This is a genomic window from Sphingobacterium sp. JB170 (assembly GCF_900163865.1).
Classification (GTDB): Bacteria; Bacteroidota; Bacteroidia; order Sphingobacteriales; family Sphingobacteriaceae; genus Sphingobacterium.
The window spans coordinates 176,285-199,525 of the sequence record NZ_FUKU01000026.1 but is presented as its reverse complement, the minus strand read 5'-3'; the positions used below and the strand labels follow the sequence as shown (position 1 = coordinate 199,525).

Below are 23,241 nucleotides of genomic sequence, written 5' to 3'. Positions count from 1 at the left end.
TTTAGTTTCTGTCAATTTTTCCAATTAAAATTTGATCTGTACGCACACCGGCACGTTTTTCTCCGCTCGGGATAATGATTTGATCTCCATAGATTATTGCCGAGGTGGTTACGGGGCTTTCTCCGGCAACAGGCGACAGTGGATACCATTTTTTTTGCCCGATGTCGTAGGACCAAGATTGATGACTGAAACCTGGATGGTCATTTTGGAGCTGCGCCTTTTGCGCGTTCAAGCGTTCTTTTTGTACAGGGTCTGTTGTTTTATTTAATTCAGCTATAATAGTTTCGACTTTATGGAAGGTTTCGGCGTTATCTCCTCCGAAGATAAATAAATCTCCTGAAGAGTCCAATATTCCGGTTCCTGCAGCCAATGGTTCTGGTAAACGTCCAATTTCCTGCGTTGCACCACTGGCAATATCTATCGCTAGCACCTTGTCGTATATCGTGCTTAAGGCACCATCGTTTCGCTTTCTGCCGCCTGCGATATAGATTTTATGAACGTTATTGGAAACGACCACAGCATGCGTTAGCGGATACGGAAGTGTATATGCTTCCTTCCACTGGTTGGTTTTCGAAGAGAGTTCAAGACTATATATTTTGTCGGAGACATGATCTTGGTTCTCTCCGCCAATATAGTAAAGCCGATTATTTGCAGCCACGAGCGAACCATTGGTCAAAGGCTGCGGTAAATCCGCAAGATTCTCTTGGCTGAGCGAATCTTGCTGGAAGGTGAATTTTCTTGTCTCGGCAATGATGCCATTTTTGCTTTCTCCGCCCGCTGTGTAGAGCGCATCATTCACCGAACAGTTGCCGGAATAGGCAACCCCCTTATCGAGATACCGCTTGCTTTGTAGGGAAATATGATCGCCATCGATTTTGAAGATATATAATTCTTGCGGATATTGTTTTGCTCCGCCTTCCCATGGTTTCTTGGCGGGAAAGTTGGCACCACCGGCAACAATCAAGTGGTCGCCGATAACACCTGTAATCGGTCCTGCTACCCCGAGGTGCCGTTGGCCATCCTGTTGTTGAGGAAGCGTTTGACTCGCATTCCAGCGAACTTGATAGTTTCCACGCTTTGATGCACAAGCGGTAATTATGGCCGTAATCATGAGTATTGCAGGTTTAAGTTTCATTAAATTTTTGATTTGAATGATTCAAAGTTCAGTGCTTGTACGTCTTTTTGAAAGTGTGCAAAATCGCCCTGACTCATATTGGCGATCGGAAGTCGGAACTCGCCACAGTTGATATCAACGAGTTTCATATATGCTTTCCCGGTTGCTATACCACCGTATTTGCCCAGTAAAGTAATCATGTCGATTGATTTTTGTTGCAGCGCGTTTGCTTTTTCCAAATCGCCCTGCTGAAAAGCCTCGATAAGATCCAAATACAGCGGAGCGGCGTAGTTGTAGGTGCTACCTACGGCTCCCTTACTTCCGAGTACTAAAGAAGAAAGCATGTTTTCATCGCGGCCCCAAAGCATGTCGTACTTACGATTGTTGTAATTCATGCACGAAAGGAAATCCATAAAATCTTCATGGGTGTATTTTATTCCTTGGAAGGTCGGGACCAAGCCGTCGATTTCTTTGAGCAGATCAAGCATGCCTATGTTTACTCCTGTTAGTACTGGAATATGATAATAGTAAAAGGCGGTATTAGGTGCCGCCGAAGCGACTTGCGCACAGCATAATGCAAGTTGTTTTGCATTTGCTGGTTTGAAATAGAATGGTGCAGTAAATGAAACTACGTCCACTCCAGAATCTTCTGCAACTCGGGCAAGTTCCATACATTCTTTAATGTTTGTTCCTCCTAGAAACATCATCAATGTGAAGTCTTTATCTTGGGCGGTTAATGCTGCCCACGCTTGCATGACTTTGATTTTTTCTTGAAAGGTTATCGATACACCTTCACCCGTAGAGCCGCATATAAAAGCTCCTACCACTTTGTTTGCCTTTAGAAAATGGTAGTAGGCAGGTATGGCATCGGTGTTTACTTCTCCCTGATTATCAAATGGTGTAAATGGCGCTGCGATCAGGCCTTCTATTTTTTTTGTATGCATTTTTTTAAATTTAACTTCGAAAGTTGGGTATTTGTACTTACTAACATATCTGTTTAAAGAGAACCCAAAACGAGAACTAACGAAACTGGAAAATCATTAGCTCTCAAATAGGTTACTTAGCTAAAAACTGACTAAGGTTTTGTTGTCGGGTAACCAGGTGTTTGGTCAACTAGTGGATCGTCCGTCCACACCTGATTACCTACTGGCCACAATACTTTATATGCCTGGGTGCTTTCATTTAAAACGCCGTAAGGGTGGCTCGCGGATTCAAATACGAAAGGTTTACCCGCATAGGTCATCCGGCGGATATCGTACCAACGTTTTCCTTCAAAGACGAATTCTTTGTTTCGTTCTTCGAGTATCGCTAGTTCGTTTTGGTCTTTGCTTCTATTCACAAATGGAGTAGGGTCGTTGCCACGGTATGCCCGATCACGCACTGGCTGAATATACTGCGCAGGGTTGCCTCCTTCGGCGTTAGCAATTTCACCTAACATCAGTAATCGATCCGCTTCGCGATAGATCGGCCAATCACTATCCCAGTAATGGATATTGTTGTTCTCTTCACCTAAAAACTTAGTTAATACAGTGTTCCGTATCGTAACCTTTTGTGGTGATGCATTTCTGTCTATTGCATAAAAATCGTAGAAAGTAACGTCTCTACGTTGGTCGCCTAAATCATACGACTGGAAAAGCTCGTAGGTATAGGCATAACGTTGGATTCCTCCAATATTTGATTGTCCGATATCCAAAGGATCAATGATCGTTTCTGCGTTTGTATCGACGGTATCTTTGTAATAAATTCCATTAAAATTTGAAATGGCATACGTGAACATATGTGTGTGGGACATGTTTGCTTCGTTGTACGAAAATGGAATCGTCAAAATAAGTTCGTCATTCCGTTTGTCATTTACAACATCGGCGAAGTCCGGCAGTAGATTATAGCCCGTTATATCGTTCAAGGCTGATTTGGCGTCCGTTAAATCCGCCGTGTTGCCATATACTTTTGCTGACCAGAGGTACACTTCGCCTTTTAACATTCTGGTCGCATTCAAATTCCAGTACGTTTTATCAGGTCCAAGATAGCTTCCAAAGTTTAAGAGGGAGGAGGCGATGTCCGATTTGATTGCAGTTAATACCTCTGCTTCTGTGGAGCGCGCTAATCGCAATTCTACCGGATCGGGTTTGTTGAGAATAACATCGGCCGTAAGGCGTAGTGGAACGCCTCCGTAAGTGCGTAATAAATGAAAGTAAAAAAAAGCACGCAGCCCGTACGCTTGACCTAGATATTCCCCTTTTTTCTCCTCACTTAAAAAGGTGATCGATTCGACTTTGTTGATAAACAGATTAATTTGAAGTATGGTATTCATGAACCCGCCCCAATGCGCAATACCTGGTGAAACCTCTGTTAGATTGTGTTCTATGATACCCAAATCACTTAAAGAAACATCCATTCGTGCTTGATTTTCGAGCCCGCCGCCGCGCATCTCACCCAGTCGTATTAAGGTGAACTGATCGCCGCGAAGATCACTGTGGATACCGGTCATAAAACCATCTATCTGTGTCTCATTTTGCCAATAATTACCGTCAGCATAGAAATCTTCGGGTGCAAAATCAAGGTGCTTATTACAGGCCGCAAAAGTCCATATGGATAAAGCGACAGCTGTTATTTTTATATACTTTTTCATAATTATTTGCTTAAAAAAATTAAAACGTAATCTTGCCACCAAATATCAACATCGTGGGTATTGTATACGCACTGTTTTGGAAACCTGTACGTTCAGGTAAGACGTTCATTTTGTTTGTAATATAGCCTAAGTTTTGTCCGGTGACGGATAATGTTAACCCGGAAATCTTTGCTCTGCTAAGCCATTCCTGTGGAACGGCGTAACTCAATGTTACCTCTCTAAAAGCAAGGTAGTTGGATTTCTTCCAGAACATATCGCTCGGTCTGTCGAAGTTCTTTGCGTTGAGTTGATCGGCCCAAACATAACGTGGAAATTTAGCGCCTGGATTATCAGGAGTCCAAGTATCGTTCACGAGCGTGGTCGCGTTGAATTCGCCTTGGAAGAAGCCGAGTGCCCACATCTGCATTTGATCCATTTGAACGTGCCCCAAAGCGTAGTCCATGCGTGCAAATAGGGAGAAGTTTTTGTAACTCACCGTTGTATTAAAACCGCCAGTCCATTTAGGAAGTGAATTACCTAATTTTATGCGGTCAGACTTATCGATAACGCCGTCGCCATTAATATCATCCCACATCGCGTCACCGAGTTGTGTTTTTAAATAACCGGTTAATCCCTGTTCTTGAATGACTTGCTCACTCGCGACCTTTTTCCCTATTGATGCACCATACCATACTTCACCAGCAGCATCGTCACGGACATTATAATTTGCGAGATCTTGCTCGGTACGGATAATTCCCTTCATACGGAAACCGTAGACGTCGCCCCATTCCATACCTTCTTGAAGTCCTTCCACCCAAACCAATGATTGGCTCGTAGGATCGAATACTTGTGTTCCACCTTGACGGTTATTGTCATTTCCATTGAACGGAAGCTTCATTACGGTGTTGCGAACATAGGCTGCGTTTGCATGAATTGACCATTTAAAATCACCTTTATCGATGAACCTGTATCCTAAATCAAATTCGATACCGCGATTACGCATCGTACCGTTGTTGGTACGGATAGAGGATATACCTGCCGATGTAGGGAGGTTGATATAAGCTAATTTATCGTCCGTGATGCGGTTATAAAATGCTGTTGAAAATGTAAGTCTGTTGTTAAGAAATGCGAAATCTGCCCCCACTTCTGTCGTATTGGTTTTTTCCCAAGTTAACTCCCCTAGAGGTGGCTGCGTGAATAGGAATCCTGTATTTTGATTATATAGTCCCGTTGTTCCATATTGCCCCTGAACTTGATACTCGGTGATCGGATCATTCGTACCAATTCCGATGTTTCCATTTTTACCCCAGCTCGCGCGTAACTTGAAGAAGTTTAACCACGAGGAGCTCTGTTGCATAAAATCTTCACGCGTAACAACCCAACCGACTGATGCGGCAGGGAAGATACCCCAGCGTTTATCAGGCGATAGACGCGATACCCCGTCGACTCGATAGGTAACCGACGCCATGTATTTTCCATCATAATCATAATTTACGTTACCGAATTGCGAAAGAATACGATCGTTATAGTGGAATGAACTCGTTCCTCGGGTTGGATTTTCTGCGGTGTTTAATGTTAAACCGAGCGAGTACAAATCATCGGAAGGGCCTAAGCTGCCCGAAGCGCCCAATCCGCGGCGGTACGAATCGTAGAACTCTCCACCGACCAATGCGTTTACATTGTGAACTCCGAAGGTCTGATCGTAGTTCAATACCGCGTTGTAGGTTTGTTTAATATTTCGCCAGAAATTTGCCGCATTTGAGCGTTGTCTGTTCCAACCTGCATCGGGGTTGGAGTAACTGAGGAATCCAGAACGAAAATCTTTATCAAATGTTTCGCGGTATTCTTCTTCGTAGTATAATATACCATTTAACTTAAACGACAGTTCAGGAAGAAGCTTCACAACTAGGGCTTGATTCAATGTAAATTTGTCATTCTGATAGTCCCTTTTAAAGTTATCAACATTGACGAGCGGGTTTCCATCACTCGCATCACGGCCTAAGATCCAGTCGCCAGTAGTTGGGCTTTTGGAGCGTAGCGTCGGAGGGGCCGAGCTCATACGGCCCCAATAGTTTGATTCACCGTTATAAAGCGTCTGGTCTCGCCAGTCTGCACGTGTATAATTGATTCTAGATTCGGAGGTTAACCAATCTTTTATCTTATAATCTGCATTCACAGTAAAGTTGTATCGCCGATAAAATGTATTTAATGAAAGTCCTTTCTCGTCATAGATTCCAATATTACTGTAGTATGACCCGTTATCGCCCGCGCCGGAGAACGAAAGATTATAATCTTGCGTTGCAGATGTTTTGTGAAAGGCAACATCGCGGTAATTGAATTCTTCGAATAACAAATCATAATACTGACCATTGGGGTCGTAATTTCCTGACACATCCGTCGGCACGACGTCTTTCATTGTCTTCCAACCTTCGTCCAATAAGAACCGGTTTTGATCGTTCAGACGCATTAGACTCCAGCGTGCACGGGTGTCATAGTTTCCGTCAAGTGGCGTTACACCATCGCTGTCGAAATATAAGTTTCCGGTGCCACGAGGACTTGGACTTCCTAAGGTTGTGTTTGCTAACGTGCCGGCTTTGATGGCCTGAACCGCTCCTAAGCGGTTCCATTTTACATAGTTTTCCGCATCTAAGAACTCGTAGGGAGAATTCAGGTAGTTGATACCTCTGTTGATCTTTAGATCGAGTGATGATGTACCCAACTTACCTTTTTTGGTTGTAACGATGATTACCCCGTTACTAGCTCGAGCCCCATATATTGCGGTTGCAGCAGCATCTTTTTGAACATCAATACGCTCAATCTCTTCGGGATTGATATCCGATAAGCTACTACGCACTTGGCCGTCGACCAGAATTAGAGGACTACCCGATCCGTCGAAATGCGTACCACCCCGGAGTACGATTGAGGGCATGGCTCCAGGTCGTCCGGACCCAGTTGCCACGCGCACGCCGGGAATAGTTCCAGCAAGTGCTTGCGCAGGGTTCGCGCGCATACCTGATTCCAAAACCTTTTTATCTAAAGTAGAAACAGAAGCTGTTAACTTTGATCGTTTTACCGTCCCGTACCCCATGACGACAACTTCTTCAAGTTGCTGATCATCAGTTAGTAGGATTATCTCAAGAAAATTTAAACTCGTAAGGCGGAGTGTTTGGCTGGCGTAACCAACGAAGCTGAATACAAGTTGGTCGCCTGCGGTACTTTGAATGGAAAATGTGCCATCCGCATTTGAAGATGTAGAATTTTCAGACTTGGGATTTGAAACGCTCACACCTTGTAGGGCGGTGCCCGCCTCATCGGTGACCTTTCCTTTTAAGATAGTCTGCGCATAGGTAATTACTTGTGCTAGACTGAAAAGAAGCAATAAAAATAGCTTCTTGTGGTTAGTAGAATGCAATTTTATCATAATAGAATAATTAGTGTTTTTATTATGTATAACATAATAATTATATTCAAATGTATAACATAATATTTCATTTGTCAAATTTTTTTCGATATAATTGTGAAAGGGAAATATTTCTTAACTCATTGATACCATGGAATCACAAGAAAGATTGGGCGAAATTGATACGTCAAGTTTAGTAGATAAGGTTGAAAAGCGCCTTATGGAATACATTAAAGAGAGGCAGCTTAAGGTAGGCGATGTACTCCCGAAAGAATTAGATTTGTCAGAAAGTTTCGGGGTCAGCCGAACGGTGATTCGTGAAGCCTTACTGCGGTTAAAAACAATCGGACTGATTGAATCGAAAAAACACAAGGGGGCTGTCATTTGTAACCCGGATGTACTTGGACCTTTACGAAAAGTATTTCATCCATCGATTTTAGATAATACCACGCTAAAGGATATGTTTGAAATGCGTTTAGCACTGGAAGTGGGAATGGCAGACTTTATTGTTAACAAAATTACGGACAGAGATATAGAAGAACTTGAAACGATCGCGCAGACTATTGTGTCGGGGGATACAGCCGCACCTTGGCAGGTAAATGATGAGATACGGTTTCATGGCAAACTTTACTCAATTTCGCAAAACAAGGTGTTGCTAGAGTTGCAAGAGTTGCTAATTCCAATCTTCCAATATGTTCACCAAAGTAGTTTTCTCGAGCGTCCGATTGTAAAAGGCGATTTTGTATCACATGCGGAGCTGGTAGAGATTTTAAAAAAACGAGATGCGGAAGCGTATCGCAAAGCGATTCGCCAACATCTTAATAATCATTTTGCGCGTATTTTAGATATTATATCATGAACAAGCACATAAGAAATATTTTTAGCATACTTAGTATGGTATTCATCTGTTCTGTCGCAACGGCGCAGTTACCGATAAATTGGATTGACCCACTTAATGAAGGGGTTTTGCAAGGACGGCTAGCCGATAATGATATCACGGGATATAACCGGTTACCCGATTCGGTGAAAAGTGTTGTACGTGAACCGGTTTGGGCGCTCGGGACAAATAATGCCGGTGTTTACGTGAATTTTAAGACTAACGCAAAGGAAATTCAAGTACGATATACCGTAAGCGGTGCACTGGATATGCCGCATATGCCTAAAACGGGCGTTAGCGGTTTAGACCTTTATGCATCCAACAATAACGGAGAATGGTATTGGACACCAGGGGACTATCGATTTAAAGATACCATCACCTATAGTTTTGGACCCGTAAAGGAAAACTCCCATAGGATCTATAGGTTGTATCTTCCGTTATATAACACAGTAACTTGGATGGAGATTGGTGTGTCAAGTGATGCTACAATTGAATTTCAGAAAGAGGAGGAAAGCCCGATAATCATTTACGGTACTTCCATCGCTCAAGGAGGCTGCGCAAGTCGCCCCGGATTGGCTTGGAGTAACCTGCTCGGACGTGCACTGAATACACCCGTTATTAATTTGGGGTTTTCGGGCAACGGCCGTCTAGAAAAACCGATTATTGATTTGATTGCAAACACACCTTCACGAGTCATTATCCTCGATTGCTTGCCTAATCTAACAGGGGTTACGCCTGAAAACACAGAGCGTATTGATTCATTAATTCAGGCGGCTGTTTATCAGTTGAGAGCTTCACAGCCGAATACACCCATCGTGTTGACTGATCATTCCTCGGGTTTTAATAAGAATATATTAGACGAGACGGATAACACGCTCTATGAGCAAACCACGCAGGCTGGGCTTGCGAGTTTTGAAAAGCTGAAACAGGCCGGCGTGAAGAATTTGTATCATTTACGCAATGCGGATATCGCGCTAGATATTAATTCGACTGTGGACTACGCACATCCAAATGACTTTGGGATGGTTAAAATTTCAGATGCATATCAGCGGTTGATTGAACAATTTTTGCGGTAATCACCGTGTGGGTTTTCTAGCGATGACACGACCGCTTGGTGACTATTCTCACTCCTAGGTTATGCATACCAGCACAGCACAACATTGTGCCGTGCTGGTATTTCCAGATTATCGTGCTGCGCTTGCTTGTCGGGCCACCTGCAACACGATGAGAAGACTCATATGAATTTAATTATGCCCGTTGAGGCGGCATTTTATTTCCCCCGCTTTTTATATACGCGAACATATTCTACTTGCATTTGAAAGAGAAGATCTGTATTTATGATTGAACCCGGCCAGCACCACCTGATTGATTTAGGATAAGGTAGAAAGGCATATCAAACGGCCAGCTGGCAGACGTTGAATCTGCTGGTTCGTTGTACGTATAAGTTAAAACTCCATTCCCGTAAAAGTTGATTTTACCCGCTTCCTATACAATACCATAGGTATTATAGGCATCGATCGTACCGCGCCATTATGGATCGTCTGATGGATGACTGGTTTCGTATTTACATGCTCCATAATATCAATTTCACCACTTTTTGCCGAATTACCGTAAGCTACAGGTACGTTGGGCATCATCCAGATTGTGGACCAAGACCTGCGTCCGTGATTAAATTTAGCGCGAACTTCGACTTTCCCATACGTAAAATTAAACTCTTCAGTAGTTTGGATTTCACCAGAGTTAAATGGGACTGGGTCACCTGCAATTGCTTGATTGTCCCTCCGTAGCAATAGATTTCCCCCTGCTTGTGACACATATGCGGGTGATTCGGTAAGATATTTTGCCCAAGCTGGGTGCTATCGTGGTGCAAAACTCCATTTCAAGGAGTCGAAATTTCCTTCACTGGTAAATTCGTCGACAAAAATGAGTTACCAGCCGTCTAACGGCGCCGTGCTCATTGCCGCATCTTTATCGAATGCTAATTTTGTTTTTTATGGATTTACTCGGGAATTTAAAGTGGTGCAGCTTATCCAACTTCCGAGCTGTACGAAGCAAAGTAATTTTAAATTGTGCACGTTCATTTATTAGTCACGTTGTGTGTACTTGGTTAGTATACTTTTTTTTTAATCACAAGTAAATGATTAGTATAGAGAGATAAATGTAATCGTTTTGTTTTTTATGTACTTCATAATAAAACTTATTTTAATGCGGATTAATAAGTTTTGAACCAATATTGAATACTTTGCGTGTTGGAATTGATCTGGATATTTTGCGGCATCACTATTGACTAGCTTCTGTTTTAAATTGTCAGGGTTTTGGCCATAAACTCGAATAAAGAGTTACATATATTGCGTCATAATGGTATCTTGCCGTTTATAACTACAGTGAATTATAAGAATATTTTTAATGAAGCACCTTAAATATTTTATCGGCCTATTGGTCTGGCAGTTCATCTTCTTGCAAGGCTATTGTCAAAACACAGATTCAGCGGAGGTTCGTGTTGCAAGTTATAATATCCGGTATGCAGCAGAAGCAGATGTTAAAAGCGGTAATGGGTGGGATATACGAAAACAGCCACTTGCTGACTTAATTACAGAACATGAATTTGATATCGTAGGGACGCAGGAGGGGGATTCAGCACAACTAAAGGATCTGGAGTTACTTTTACCGACACTTAAGTGTGTTGCGCATCCCTATGGTGGCAAAGGCGATCTTCATAATGCGGCTATCTTATATAAGCCAGAAAAGTTTGTTTTACTCGAGTCTAATGTGTTTTGGCTGAGTGAAACGCCGGCGGTACCAAGTATTGGATGGGATGCAACGGATAGAAGAGTTTGCCAATGGGCAAAATTTAAGGAGAAAAATACGGGTAAGGTGTTCTATTTTTTTAATGCCCATTTTTATTGGCGTAAGCAAATTGCAAAACAGGAATCCGGCCCATTAATTGTTACGAAAATTAAAGAAATTGCGGGTGATTTACCGACCTTCCTGGTAGGTGATTTTAACTCGACACCCGAGACTACGCAAGTGAAGGCAATAAGTGAGCTTCTATCGGATAGTTATGCCGTGTCGGAAACGCCAAGAAAAGGGGTGGAGGGTACAGGTTTTCCTGGTGGGGTATTCCAAGGCACACCGGGTGGTCGAATCGATTACGTTTTTGTAAGCCCCGGCGTTCGGGTGCTGGATTATCAGGTGATTTCTGATGTGTATAATGTCGACCATTATCCCTCGGACCACTTGCCGGTTTCCTGTCTGGTTAAATTTTAATCATACTGCCGCAGGTGTAGCGAATTATTGATTTTTGTTGTACGTTAACGTTCGATCTTGATGTTGTACTTTGCTAGTAATCCTGCGATGCTGGATAAAGAAAATTTCGCTTTGTTTATTTTGTTGTTTTCCGGATCGATGATGTAGTTGAAGGACGTTCTGAAGTCGGTTTTTTCAAGTATTGTCTGCCCGAAAGTTGCACGATCTAAATCACAGTTATTAAGAACGCCATCGGAGAGATCCGTCTGGGAGAAATCGACATAGTGCAAGATGGAGTCACTGAAATGGGTTTGTTTGATCTTTAGATTGAAAAAACTGGAATACGAAAGTTGGCAGCTTTCAAAAGCAAAGGATAGACCAAATGTATCACATCGATCAAATATTAGTCCCATCATTTTGCACTGCTCGAACTTGACTTCTTGAAAGGATGTGCGTGCAAGTATAGCGCTACTGAGGTCGCAGTCTACAAACGAGCAGCTGATAAATTTTGAATCCGTGAAATCCCCTTGATTAAATGAACAGCTATCAAATACGCAATTTTCAAATTCGGCCCCCTTTGTTTGGAACGCTTGATTATTTACCTTTTTAAATATTTTCTCCTGAATGTACATCGTCTTTATTCACTTTTTAACGAGCAAATTTAGACTTTCCCGCGTACAATTGTAATAAGAATAGATATATTTGTGAAAACAAAAGGCGATGAATGAACTATTTGGTACAGATGCGGTAAAACAGTGGGTGGACCTTGGCAAAGGCGTTTTTCGTAAGGTTCTTGTTCACAACCAGGATCTCATGTTGGTATCCGTGAAATTTGAAAGCGGCGCTATCGGTGAAGTACATCAGCATCCGCACGTGCAAACTTCATACGTACAGTCAGGCAAGTTTTTATATACCATTGGGGATAAGCAACAACTATTGAACAGTGGCGACGGCTGTATAGTCCCTACTAATGCGTGGCATGGCTGTGAGTGTCTCGAAAAAGGTGTATTGATCGATTCTTTTACGCCCAGAAGAGATGATTTTCTGTAATCCAATCACGTCGCACTTTATTGTACGATAAGCATTTTTTGTTCAGCAGCATGAACCGCTATTGTTCGTCTCAAAAATCATAATTGTTTCATATTTTTGGCAATGTTTAACAGTGAATACATACAAGTGCCACCTCCAATTGCAGACTTGTTTCATTATTAGTAATATTCGGGGATAACAATCGTGTATCCTCGAAAATGTTTAATTATTGACTGATTGATAAAGTCTATTAAAGCTGTTGATTATTGGATTTCGAATTTTAAAGTCACGCCGAGGGTTCTAGGGTCGCCGAGCACGGCCGCGTAATGTCCTGCACTACCAGCCCCGGGCAGTAACTGCTCAAAGTAATCTATATTCGCCAGGTTTCGCGACCAAATAAAAAAAGAGGTCCCCTGCTGACCGCGAAAGCCGACACGCGCATTTAATAGGGTATAGCCCGCGACATTCAAATAGGCAGAAGGAGAAGGACTCGAGGAAAACTCGGATCGGAAATAACCGTCAAGGGCTAAAAAAAGTTTACCGCGCTGCCCTATAAAGCTGACGTAATTAGAGGTCAATTCAACACCAAATGAGGTAGCCCATCTCGATATTCCAGGTAGTCTACCCCCAGATATGTCTTTGAAGTTTTGACTTCCAGTTTCTTCGAGTGGTACCGGGGCATTTTTAAAGCTGATATACTTGCCCTCGGTGTAGGCTAGCGAGCCGTAAGCAGAAACGTTCTTGTGGAGCAGTGCGCGTGCGTCAATTTCCGCACCACGTACCCGGACTTTTTCTGCATTTGCCAGATAACCTCTATTGACAGACAGGTCGGCTGCTTGAACTTGGGCTTGGTAGTCCTCAACATCTGTATTAAACAATGTCAGGTTCAGTAGAACGTCCTTTAATGGCTGACTTTTTACACCCAGCTCGTAGTGTCTAACTCTTTCGGGTTTAATTACGGCTAGTGCTAACATGGGCTGACCTTCGCTATTAGGAAGTCCCCCAAGATTGAGTCCGACGGGCTTGAACCCGGTAGAAAAGGTAGCAAAAGTATTAATGCGCGGCGTGGGCTTATAGCTTACTGTTAATTGTCCGGAGATATCCATTTTATCGGTAGAAGATTCAAATGACTGATCGCTATATACTGAGTTCTTTAATGCCAACAGCTCTGCGTCGTCAGTTTGAAGTCCACCATATGTTTCACGGCGAAAGGCTACGGATTTGTCATCATAATTTAGGCGGAACCCTGGAAGGATATTCAACCCAGGGAGCACTTCCCAATCAACTTGCGTGAAGAAAGCCCCGCTAAAAGTTTTCAAGCTCGGATAACTTTTGATCCCGTATCCTTCCAATAGTCCCGGTGTTTCCCACAGCTTGCTATCGGAATTTTTCGAAAAGCGCCATTGATCAACACCAGCTTCTTCTGTATGCGCAGGATCTGCATTTAGCTTTTGGCCAAAAGCAAATACGCCGGCAACCGCGTGCAGGTTTGGTGAGAGTTGGCCAGCCCACCTGATTTCCTGGGACCATTGATCCTGTCGCGATGGTGCTTGTGATTTTGCTAATCCCTGAAGGCCTGTGAAATCTCGGTCATTTGAAGGGTCCCAATTCCAGAATCGCCAAGCAGACGTCGAGGTTATTGTACCCTTGCCTAGTTGAATGTCGAGATTTGCCGATAGCCCCCCCATGTCTTGGTTGGCTTGCCATTTTGTATCCTGATCGATTACGCGGTCGAATGGGTTTCTTGTGGGGAGTTCATAGTTAAGGTCTACTAAAATGGATTCGAATTGTCGATAGCTCGCCCGTTGTGTTTCGACTGTACCGGCATAAACTTGCGCGTATCCATTCGGTCGCTGTCGCGAGAGATCACCCACTAGACGCAGGGCGATCTTGTCAGAGGGTTGAAACAAGAACTGACCCCGGAAGCCCAGATTGTTTTGATCATTTATGTTTTGCTGCGTTCTGGAGTTGAATAAAATGCCGTCTCGTTGGGTTCCGCTGAACGATATGCGCGCGGCGAGGTTTTTCGTTAATGGTCCCGTTATAGACGCTTTCCCTTGTATGTATCCATAATTCCCGTAGGTCAACTCAGCATGTGCGCTTGGGGTAAATTCTGGTTTCCGTGTCACAACGTTGAATGCACCAGCAACTGTATTCTTACCAAATAGGGTTCCCTGCGGCCCGCGTAGTACTTCAATGCGTTCCACGTCAATAAAGTCGAGCGTCGTAGCGGCGGGTCGTGCGAAATAGACGCCGTCGACATAGAATCCCACGCCTGGATCAATACCATCGTTGGTTAAGCCGAATGTCGTTCCCAGTCCACGTATACTCAACCCTGTATTACGAGGGTTCGAAGAGTAGAGCTGCACCGAAGGGATTAATTCCTTTAATCGGTTTACATTGAATGCGCCCGCCTCCTCTATGGCTTGACCACTCACTACCGAAACCGGAATTGGTACATCTTGGAGCTGCTCGGCTCGTCTTCGAGAGGTTACCACTACTTCGGAAAGCAAATTATCTGGAACGAGTTGTAATTGCAAACCGTCTTGTGATATTTCTTGTACGTTGAAAATCGCCTGTTTATATCCAACCGATTTGACCGTAATTTGAAAAGGTGGATTAATATGTTTTTCGAGTATGAATTTGCCATTTTTATCCGTAGCTAATCGTTCGTTTGTTTGCTTTACTATAAGTGTCGCAAACGGTATATCGCCTCCGCTGCCATCATTGACTGTGCCATGGATTCGCTGTGCTGTCGTTAAGCCACCGTATAGTAGAATAGCGATGAATATGAGTCGCTTCATTATTTTTTCGTAAGGTTTTGGTGTCAATGTTTATTCGGTCATCGGTTTAAAATACGCTTCCTTGGGGACCAGCCATGGGATAGGAATCTACCGACACATTCGCTGTGACAAACCACAGACTTTTAGGGGATAGATATTGCTTTTGCTATTATAATAAAACTGCGCGTTATTTGCGCGAAAAGGAAAATTCATCTGAATATTTGTTTAGTGAACGATTTGATTAAGTTGCCAACGCCAATTGCTAACCGAACAAATATATAAACATTTTTTATAAACTACTAACTCTATAGGAATTATAGTTTTAATATTTTCACTTGAAAATTCATCAATTCGGTTGATGACTTATACAACTAGGATGGGCTTTTCAGCCACGGAAGAGTAAGGAGATAGGTGACCTGAATTCGGCCGTCTGCACGCGAGCCGTATCTTATTGATTAGTAGTCAAGTGTCTACAAGTAGGGGTGAATTCGGCTGGAGGAATTATAGGTCCGCACACAACCTAACGGTTATTTTGCTCGAACAAGTGTGTCGGTTAAAAATTTCAGTGATGGTTGGGCGATCCGAAGTGGGCTAGATTGCGGGCATAGGGGTCGGGCCGTAGTTTGCTTTTTCAAAGCCAGCTAGGAACGACACGTGGTGACCACCGTGTAGCATGATTTTAGAAATGTCGTGTATGTCGGGATTCACTGATTCAATCCGCAAAATTCGATCTTCGTCCTCGATGTCTACCGTGGCAAGTTGGATGTCTTGGGAACCTTCATATAATTTCCCTATAATTTTCGCCCGATCGATGGTGGTTGATATGGTCGTTTTAAAGATTAGTATGTAGTTTCCCATGAGTAAGTTGTTTTTTTGAATAGACGTTTCGGGTTTTTTATACATCGAATATGCATTGTTTTTTTGTTCCTTACAGCGTAGATTCGACCAATATCAGCTATGATTCGGTAAAAGCCTGATTTTGTTCGGTGAAACTATTTGTTGTATATATACACATTTGCTTGCATGTATGTTGTTTGGCTATGTCGATCGATTTTTTCGTGAAAGGATTTTACTTGGAATAGTTTTGTGTTTCGGAATAAGTCGTTATTTATTGAAAAGAGGTAGCGTGGCAATTTTCCGCTGCATGATTTAAGGGTGTGAGAGGCGCTTGGTAGTATGCGTGGCGCGTATGTATGGTTTTGCACTACAACGAAGAACCCAGATACATTTTATTTGGGTCAAAATAGATACTTTCATCGTTCTCATGATGACTATATTTAAATGAATGATCCAAGATAGCTATATCTGCTTATTCTCGATCTTATCATAGGACAAGAAAAGAAATATTATTTGACGTTTAATCGTTAACAGTCAACTCCCCACGTATGTCTTTCTCGATCCAATAAGCAACAGATTCCTGGTCCTCGAAAACTCCTTGGAGGTACATTAGTTTCGTGACAGCGGCTTCAAACGTTAGATCATATCCGTTCAAAATACCGATTGATTTGAGCCCTTGTGATGTTTCGTACCGTCCTAATTCTACTGAACCGACTTTGCACTGCGAAATGTCAAGGATATTTTTTCCTTTGTTGACTGCCTCGCCCAAGAGTTCTAAAAACCAGTTATCAGTCATTGTATTACCTGAGCCGAATGTTTCCATCACCACGCTTCGAACATCCGAACCTAGAATTGACTCAATAAACTTCGGGTTCACTCCCGGGAAAAGTTTGAGTACACCGACGCGGTCATCAAGTTTAGAATGCATTATGAAATCTTTTTCCGTATTATCCAGCAATGCATCTTTATTGTAATTGATGTGGATTCCTGCTTCGGCTAACACAGGGTAGTTTGGAGAACGGAACGCCTCGAATTTTGCGGAATTATATTTGAACGAACGATTACCGCGGAAAAGTTTGTTATCAAACAAGATGCAAACCTCCTGTATAATCGATTTGCCATCGCGTTTTGCCGATGCAATCTCCAAGGCGGTCATCATATTTTCCCGTGCGTCGGTGCGTATTTCTCCAATCGGCAATTGCGATCCAGAGAGGATTACCGGTTTTTGCAGCCCTTCGAGCATAAAACTCAGTATAGACGCCGAAAAAGACATCGTGTCCGAGCCATGAAGTATTACGAATCCATCATAGTAATTATAGTTGTCTTTTATAATCTGTGCCATTTCGACCCATATGGAGGGTCTCATATTCGAAGAGTCAATGATAGGCGTAAAGGAGTGAACCGTAATTTTATAGTTTAAACGCGCTAAATCGGGTAGATTTTGAGCGATAAGTTCGAAGTCAAATGGAACAAAAGTACCTGTTTGCTCGTCCTTAACCATGCCAATAGTACCGCCGGTATAGATTATAAATATGTTATGCATGATTATATCAGATTCTGAAAATGCGTTTGGCGTTCGCCGTAGTGATATTTGCTATGTCCGAAAGATCGCGCTGGTATATGTCGGCGACTTTTTGCGCGACGTGTATAATATAGCTGCTCTCGTTTTCTTTGCCTCGAAATGGGGTTGGGGGCAGGTATGGCGCATCCGTCTCCAAAACGATATGCTCAAGGTCGATTTCGGTTAATACTGCGTCTAAACCAGATTTTTTATAGGTTACCACGCCGCCGATTCCCAATGCGAATCCTAATTTAATAGTCTTCTTGGCTTGCTCTAGGTTTCCGGTGAAACAGTGTAGAATACCGAATAGTTTATCATCGTGGATTTCCTCTAACAGTTCGAATAGTTCCTCAAAAGCGTCGCGACAATGTATGACGATTGGAAAGCCTAAAGATTTCGCCCAGTTGACCTGGATACGGAACGCGTCTTTTTGTATTTCCAATGTACTTTTATCCCAATATAAGTCAAGGCCTATTTCGCCGATCGCGTATATATTATGTTCTTTGATGGCATGTTCGATTTTGTTTAGTTCATCCAGGTAGTTATCTTTAACAGAACAAGGATGCAGGCCAAGCATGGGGAAACAATTTTCAGGATATGCTTTTACTGTGTCCATTACCGGTTGTATGGATTCGGAATCAATATTGGGAAGGAACAGGCGGCTCACACCATTTTCAATGCACCGAGTTATTTGTTGATCAAGCTTCTCGGTGTGTACATTGTAGTAGATGTGTGTATGTGTATCTGTTATTGTAAAAGGGATAATAGACATTGCTCTGCGGTTATGTTGCCGCTAAATTTAAGGGTTTCGCGCTAGAAGACCTAATTGAAAACGAAAAACGCGAGATTATCAATAACCTCGCGTTTCTATTGTGAAATTTTTAACGTTTTTATTTCGTGGTTGCGGTGCTATCTGCAGCAGGTGTTTCCGCTGGTCCAGCAATGATGTCTACAACCTCAATGTTAAATACTAATGGTGCGTACGGAGGAATTGTGCCACCACCACGTTCGCCATAACCCAATACAGAAGGAACAACTAACGTTGCTTTGGTGCCCTTGTTGAACAGTTGGAATGCTTCCGTCCAACCTTGTATTACTGGATCGTGCCCAACACGGAAGCGAATTGGCTCGTACTGACGCGTAGGGTTGAAGGTGTTATTCTCTTTGGCAACCAATGAGTCGTTGGTATCAAATACTTTATCATTTACCAACGTTCCCGTGTAGTTTACAACTACTGTATCACCTAATGATGCTTTGTTACCCTTTCCTTCTTCTTTCACCACGTATTGTAAACCAGAAGCAGTTTTTGTTGGCTCTAATTTGTTTTTTGAGATGTAAGATGCAAGTTTACTTTCTTCAGACGACTTTAATCCTTCGATTTCACCTTTAAAATAAGTGTCGATTTGGGCATATAATGCAGAATCCGTTAAATCACCTTTTTTGAAGTGTTTTCTAACTTTTACGCTAAACGTAACAAATTTATCAGCAAATTCTGGTTTCGGTTGACCTGTTTTTGCTGCCATTGTATCCAGATTTAAACGGAAAACGGCGCTATCGCCTTCGCCCAATAGTTTAAACATCGAGTTGTAATCACCTGCGTATAGACCGGGGATTGTATCTGCTGCAATATTTACAACTTGTGGCAAGCCAATGTCATACGTGCTTTGCAATAACGAGTCGTTTCGGTCTGATTTTATAATCATATCAACCGATAAAAGATCGCCGGCAACTGCTTTTTCCGCACCCGCATCTTTTGCGATGTTATATTCAAGACCACCGTCACCTTTTTTGAAGTTTTGACAAGCCGCCGTCGCTAAGACAGTAACCGCAGCTGAAAGGAATAAAATAGATTTCTTCATTTTTCTGATATATTCACTGATTTATTTTGTTAATATTTCTTTATAATCGGGCAAAATAGATTTAAACCTATTTACAACCTGGCTTAACTTTTCATTGGAGCTCCCCCCTGAAGCGTTTAAATGTCCACCTCCATTGAAATGCTTTTTGCATATTTCATTACAAGGAATATCTCCGATGGATCGCAAAGATAATTTAATTAATTCAGTTCTGTCGATAAATAAAGCAGCTAATCGAATGCCTTTTATCGACAACGCATAATTCACTAACCCTTCTGTATCGCCAGTGGTTACGTTGAATTGTTGCAGGTCTTCTCTACTGATTGAAAATAATGCGGTATTATAGTTTGGGAGTACTTCCAGACAATTCAACAAGCAATAGCCTAAAAATTTTAATCTATTTTCTGTAGCACTGTTATAAATTTTTTCATGGATCTCCCAGTTTCGCGCACCTGCGTCAATTAAGTTAGCAATAATATTGTGTACCGCAGAGGTTGTAGAACGGAACCGGAAGGATCCCGTATCAGTCATGATTCCTGCATATAAACAGGTCGCAATCTCTGGAGAAATTCCAGCCGGATCATTGTTAAGTTCGGCAATAAAAGTGTAAATCAGTTGTGCCGTTGCTGCTGCATTAGAATCCCAATAACTTAACTGTGCAAAGTCCTCCGGATCCAGGTGATGATCGACCATCCATTTCTGCGCTTTGGATTCACGTAGTAGCGGTTCAAGAATATTTGTGCGGTTTAATGCGCTATAGTCTAGACAAAAAATTATTTCAGCGCTATTTATCAGTTGTTCAGCTTTTTCTGTATCGTTTGGGTATATGAGTACCTCATCTCTTCCGGGAATCCAATCTAAAAATGTGGGGAAATCGGATGATAATACGACCTCCACGTGATGGCCTTTCGCTTTTAACCAATGAAATAATCCAAGAGAAGATCCTAATGCATCTCCATCCGGTTTATGGTGGGTTGTAATAACGATTTGTTTAGGTTCGTTGAGTAACTGTAAACTATTTTGTCCTTGTAACATAATTATTCTAAGAGTGCAAACCTACTATTATTTTATTAGTTCGAGAAATTTTTGGTTCGATGTGTATCTTAAATAATGTTAAGATAATCTAAAGGCAATTGTAAACGCTACACACCCGCACTCGAACGCTATACTGTTCTATAATACTGTGATATAAGTGTTTATTTTTTAAAAGCATATAGTTTTTTATCGCGACGCACACACAACAAATAAACGCCGCTGTTGTAATCAATTTTTCCATAATAGAAATCGGACAATGCCGTAATTGGAAAGCCATCATAAAGATTGCCTTTTGGATCGAATAGGTATATCATTGCGTTGCCCCGTGAGGCTATACCCAACATATAATTATCCGATTCATTTGGGAAGAACTGCGGTCTGTCCTCGATTTTTTGTGTGAAATTATAGGCATAAGTAATGGTGGTGTCCAGCAGCCCTTGGGAAAAGAGTTGTTTGTTATCGATGGAGTATAACTGCAATTTGTTGTTGTCGGATTGTGGCGTAAAGAAGTGGGTTGCACGCGAAGACCAATTTCCTATTTTTGCTGCTCGAGGTTCGTTCTTGAAATCAATGAAGTATAAGGTACTTGCCGTATCTATTGCAAATACACCCCACTGTTTCTCGAGGTTCTCACCAGTTGCTATCGGATTGCTAAACCCAGTTCCTGTGACTTGTTCTTCTTTCAAAAGGTCTCCGGTCGCATCATACTGATAAAAATTTCCCGAATCCGTACCCATATACACATGGTTGTCGGATACTTTGATGTCAAATAATATATTGCCGTGCACCGCGTTATTCTCCCATTCATTTTTTTGCTCGCCATCCATGTCATACACCAGGAACTTGTCGTTGGTCGGTATAAAAATCAAGCGTTCGTCATTGACTGTAGCTACTGTCGGTGAATTGGATGGTTCGTAACTTAACTCGGTCGAAAACCCGGGCAGCGTTTTACCTTCCGTGTTGATTCTGTACAGTCGATTTCTGTCGGTTACAAACACGATCGAGCGGTCCTCTAGTTGTTGAACTTGTCCGACAATTCGGCCTTGTAGGACAGCTGACCATAGCTTAGCGCCATTTGGGTAAATTCCATGAAGTGTGTGATCTTGTTCCTGAATCAAGATAAATTGGCTGGTGTCCGAATGTTCAAAAACCCATGGCTGAGTGATGGGGCTGTTCGCAAATTGGTACGTCCATTCCGGCGTCACTCCCAATGCATTTTCACTTTTATAGATCCCATAAATATTAGATGTAAACTCGCCATTATTTCCGGAAATCTGCATCGACCAAGAATAAAAGTCGTTGTATCCATAGTTTACTTTGTCGCGGAATACTTTGTAAAATGAAGGCTTCAATAGTCTGTATAATACGTTGCCCGATTTTTCCGTTCGCAGGAAGTAGGTAATGTTCGCATCGTTACCTTGTGTTTTCTCAAAGTTTTTGAAGCCTACTGTGTTGATCAGGCGTTGGTCAGTCTTCATGTCTTTTTGATACGTTCGAAGTAAGGATAGATGATTCGAGATGATAAGTGTATTGTCCAGGCATATGAAATAGGGACGTGAAAATGATTTTAGCGGGTCCCCAAAAACCATGTAGGGTATATTCGAATTATCAAATCGATAGATGGAATCGGCAACACGTGTAGAAAGTTTTTCCTTTAAAATGTTACTTTTTGTCGTGTCGGCCAGCGTTATAAATGCTAGCGTCGTACGATTGCTCTGCTCAATTAGGGCAAACTCATTGGAAAATATCGGACGTATTTCTTTCTCCCAATTCATGTTCTTATTTTTTGAAATGGCAGCAAACTGGTCATCCATTTTTGCGTATTCCGAACGCAAGGTAAAGAGATTTTTAAGATCACTATCGAATTTTTGCTGATTGCTGATCGCAAACGAAAGGAATGAGGATGTATTTTCCGGGAAATAATTAAATAGGCGCTGGGTTGTCTTATTCTGGGCGCTAAATATTTCCAGGTAGTTGTCCTTTTTGTGGGATGTTTCGCTTTCCCCGCTAAGAATGAGGGCGTCGTTTTTAAAACTCAGGTTCCATGCTGAATGACCACCAAGCTTTTCAAATAGTGATAAAAAGTTGGCTGGCTTACTGCGCATAAATGTTTTTGCGATCCCGCTCAGTTGGTCGTGCGCGAAATAGACGCTTAGCGGCGAGTTGCGACTGTTGTTCTCCACGAAATAGTCGATGGCTTCCTCAGCGAGTTTAGGGGTATTGGGATCAATTACATTTTGCACCAGTGCGTTCGAATAGGATCCAAAGAATATTTGTTTGTAATAAGCGATATGGAAAATAGAATCTTTTACGCCGCTGTTTAAGCTATAGATTTTTACGCCAAGTGTATCATTTTCGGTAATGGTATAACTTTCTGCCACCTGTTGGATTAATGTGTGAATTTCCGAAGCCGATATTGTTTCCGTTGTCGGAAGCGTAAATAAGGTCGATATGCCTGTCTTCGCTGGGTGTTGTGAAATATAAATTTCTGATCCATTAAGATATGGTTGAAGCTGTTGCTTACGAACTAAGTTGCTTTTCAGTTCTTTCCATTTAGTTATTTCTGAGGTTCCGACCATTGCTTCAAAAATCTCAAAATCTTTGAAAATATTGTCGATAGTTACATCATTGCGAAAAGTAGCGATTACAAATGTTTCCTCCGGTAGAAAAGTCAGAGGCCGGATTGTTTCTTTCTTCTCACCATTGACATTAGCAAAGTAGTAAACTGTGGCGCCGATAACGGCGATAAAAAGTAAAATTGTTGTAATTATGGTATTTTTCATCGTACACAAGCCTGTCGCTACTCAAAAATAGAAAATAAAAGAGTATTTCAGTCTTTTAGTGCTATCTTTCCTGTGAATAGAACAGCCATAATTAAAAATAATTATGATTCCG

General features: G+C 42.1%; 17 protein-coding genes. 4 read left to right on the top strand and 13 right to left on the bottom strand.

Translation table 11 applies throughout. The annotated features are described in order from the left end of the window. Position 1: 1 nt before the first annotated feature. The 4 genes from FM107_RS06370 to FM107_RS06355 all read right to left on the bottom strand — a co-directional run bounded on the left by FM107_RS06370 (position 2) and on the right by FM107_RS06355 (position 7,143). The gene (locus FM107_RS06370) at positions 2-1,135 is read right to left on the bottom strand and encodes a hypothetical protein (RefSeq protein WP_086947678.1); all 1,134 of its coding nucleotides are present in this window, start codon (positions 1,133-1,135) and stop codon (positions 2-4) included. Next, the gene (locus tag FM107_RS06365) at positions 1,135-2,058 is read right to left on the bottom strand and encodes a dihydrodipicolinate synthase family protein (protein ID WP_086947677.1); all 924 of its coding nucleotides are present in this window, start codon (positions 2,056-2,058) and stop codon (positions 1,135-1,137) included. The genes FM107_RS06370 and FM107_RS06365 overlap by 1 nt, the downstream gene beginning before the upstream one ends. Before the next feature lie 131 nt (positions 2,059-2,189). Further along, positions 2,190-3,743 (bottom strand): RagB/SusD family nutrient uptake outer membrane protein, encoded by a 1,554-nt coding sequence (locus FM107_RS06360; protein WP_086947676.1) that lies wholly within the window; start codon positions 3,741-3,743, stop codon positions 2,190-2,192. A 19-nt stretch (positions 3,744-3,762) separates the two neighbouring features. Continuing rightward, positions 3,763-7,143 carry a SusC/RagA family TonB-linked outer membrane protein gene (locus FM107_RS06355; RefSeq protein WP_218778930.1) on the bottom strand — a complete coding sequence of 1,127 codons (3,381 nt, stop codon included), beginning with the start codon at positions 7,141-7,143 and terminating at the stop codon, positions 3,763-3,765. 130 nt (positions 7,144-7,273) lie between these two features. Between FM107_RS06355 and FM107_RS06350 the strand changes: the two genes are divergently transcribed. After that, positions 7,274-7,981: a FadR/GntR family transcriptional regulator gene (locus tag FM107_RS06350; RefSeq protein ID WP_086947675.1), complete on the top strand. Its 708-nt coding sequence runs from the start codon at positions 7,274-7,276 to the stop codon at positions 7,979-7,981. Then, on the top strand, positions 7,978-9,075 hold the full coding sequence (locus tag FM107_RS06345) for an SGNH/GDSL hydrolase family protein (RefSeq protein ID WP_086947674.1): 1,098 nt from the start codon (positions 7,978-7,980) through the stop codon (positions 9,073-9,075). The genes FM107_RS06350 and FM107_RS06345 overlap by 4 nt, the downstream gene beginning before the upstream one ends. 369 nt (positions 9,076-9,444) lie before the next feature. Here the strand turns inward: FM107_RS06345 and FM107_RS06340 are convergent, their stop codons facing one another. After that, complete coding sequence (locus FM107_RS06340; RefSeq protein ID WP_086947673.1) at positions 9,445-9,813, bottom strand: family 16 glycosylhydrolase; 369 nt, start codon at positions 9,811-9,813, stop codon at positions 9,445-9,447. A 592-nt stretch (positions 9,814-10,405) separates the two neighbouring features. Between FM107_RS06340 and FM107_RS06335 the strand changes: the two genes are divergently transcribed. Then, positions 10,406-11,266: an endonuclease/exonuclease/phosphatase family protein gene (locus FM107_RS06335; protein ID WP_086947672.1), complete on the top strand. Its 861-nt coding sequence runs from the start codon at positions 10,406-10,408 to the stop codon at positions 11,264-11,266. Positions 11,267-11,310: 44 nt separating this feature from the next. On the opposite strand, the gene FM107_RS06330 is transcribed toward FM107_RS06335, so the two are convergent. After that, positions 11,311-11,877, bottom strand: coding sequence for a pentapeptide repeat-containing protein (locus FM107_RS06330; RefSeq protein WP_086947671.1), 567 nt, complete (start codon positions 11,875-11,877; stop codon positions 11,311-11,313). 88 nt (positions 11,878-11,965) lie between these two features. On the opposite strand from FM107_RS06330, the gene FM107_RS06325 reads away from it, so the two are divergent. Beyond that, positions 11,966-12,295 (top strand): cupin domain-containing protein, encoded by a 330-nt coding sequence (locus tag FM107_RS06325; protein ID WP_086947670.1) that lies wholly within the window; start codon positions 11,966-11,968, stop codon positions 12,293-12,295. Between the two features lie 242 nt (positions 12,296-12,537). Here FM107_RS06325 and FM107_RS06320 read toward each other — a convergent pair whose 3' ends face one another. The 7 genes from FM107_RS06320 to FM107_RS06290 form a co-directional block, all read right to left on the bottom strand. Next, positions 12,538-15,078, bottom strand: coding sequence for a TonB-dependent receptor (locus FM107_RS06320; protein ID WP_086947669.1), 2,541 nt, complete (start codon positions 15,076-15,078; stop codon positions 12,538-12,540). A 570-nt stretch (positions 15,079-15,648) separates the two neighbouring features. After that, the gene (locus FM107_RS06315) at positions 15,649-15,915 is read right to left on the bottom strand and encodes a hypothetical protein (protein ID WP_143559445.1); all 267 of its coding nucleotides are present in this window, start codon (positions 15,913-15,915) and stop codon (positions 15,649-15,651) included. Between the two features lie 499 nt (positions 15,916-16,414). Continuing rightward, positions 16,415-17,437 (bottom strand): asparaginase, encoded by a 1,023-nt coding sequence (locus FM107_RS06310; RefSeq protein ID WP_086947667.1) that lies wholly within the window; start codon positions 17,435-17,437, stop codon positions 16,415-16,417. Between the two features lie 7 nt (positions 17,438-17,444). Continuing rightward, positions 17,445-18,227, bottom strand: coding sequence for a TatD family hydrolase (locus tag FM107_RS06305; protein ID WP_086947666.1), 783 nt, complete (start codon positions 18,225-18,227; stop codon positions 17,445-17,447). Positions 18,228-18,345: 118 nt separating this feature from the next. Then, positions 18,346-19,314 (bottom strand): FKBP-type peptidyl-prolyl cis-trans isomerase, encoded by a 969-nt coding sequence (locus tag FM107_RS06300; RefSeq protein ID WP_086947665.1) that lies wholly within the window; start codon positions 19,312-19,314, stop codon positions 18,346-18,348. A gap of 21 nt (positions 19,315-19,335) precedes the next feature. Then, positions 19,336-20,346 (bottom strand): bifunctional oligoribonuclease/PAP phosphatase NrnA, encoded by a 1,011-nt coding sequence (locus FM107_RS06295; protein WP_086947664.1) that lies wholly within the window; start codon positions 20,344-20,346, stop codon positions 19,336-19,338. Positions 20,347-20,507: 161 nt separating this feature from the next. Then, positions 20,508-23,129: a PQQ-binding-like beta-propeller repeat protein gene (locus tag FM107_RS06290; protein WP_086947663.1), complete on the bottom strand. Its 2,622-nt coding sequence runs from the start codon at positions 23,127-23,129 to the stop codon at positions 20,508-20,510. Positions 23,130-23,241: the final 112 nt, after the last annotated feature.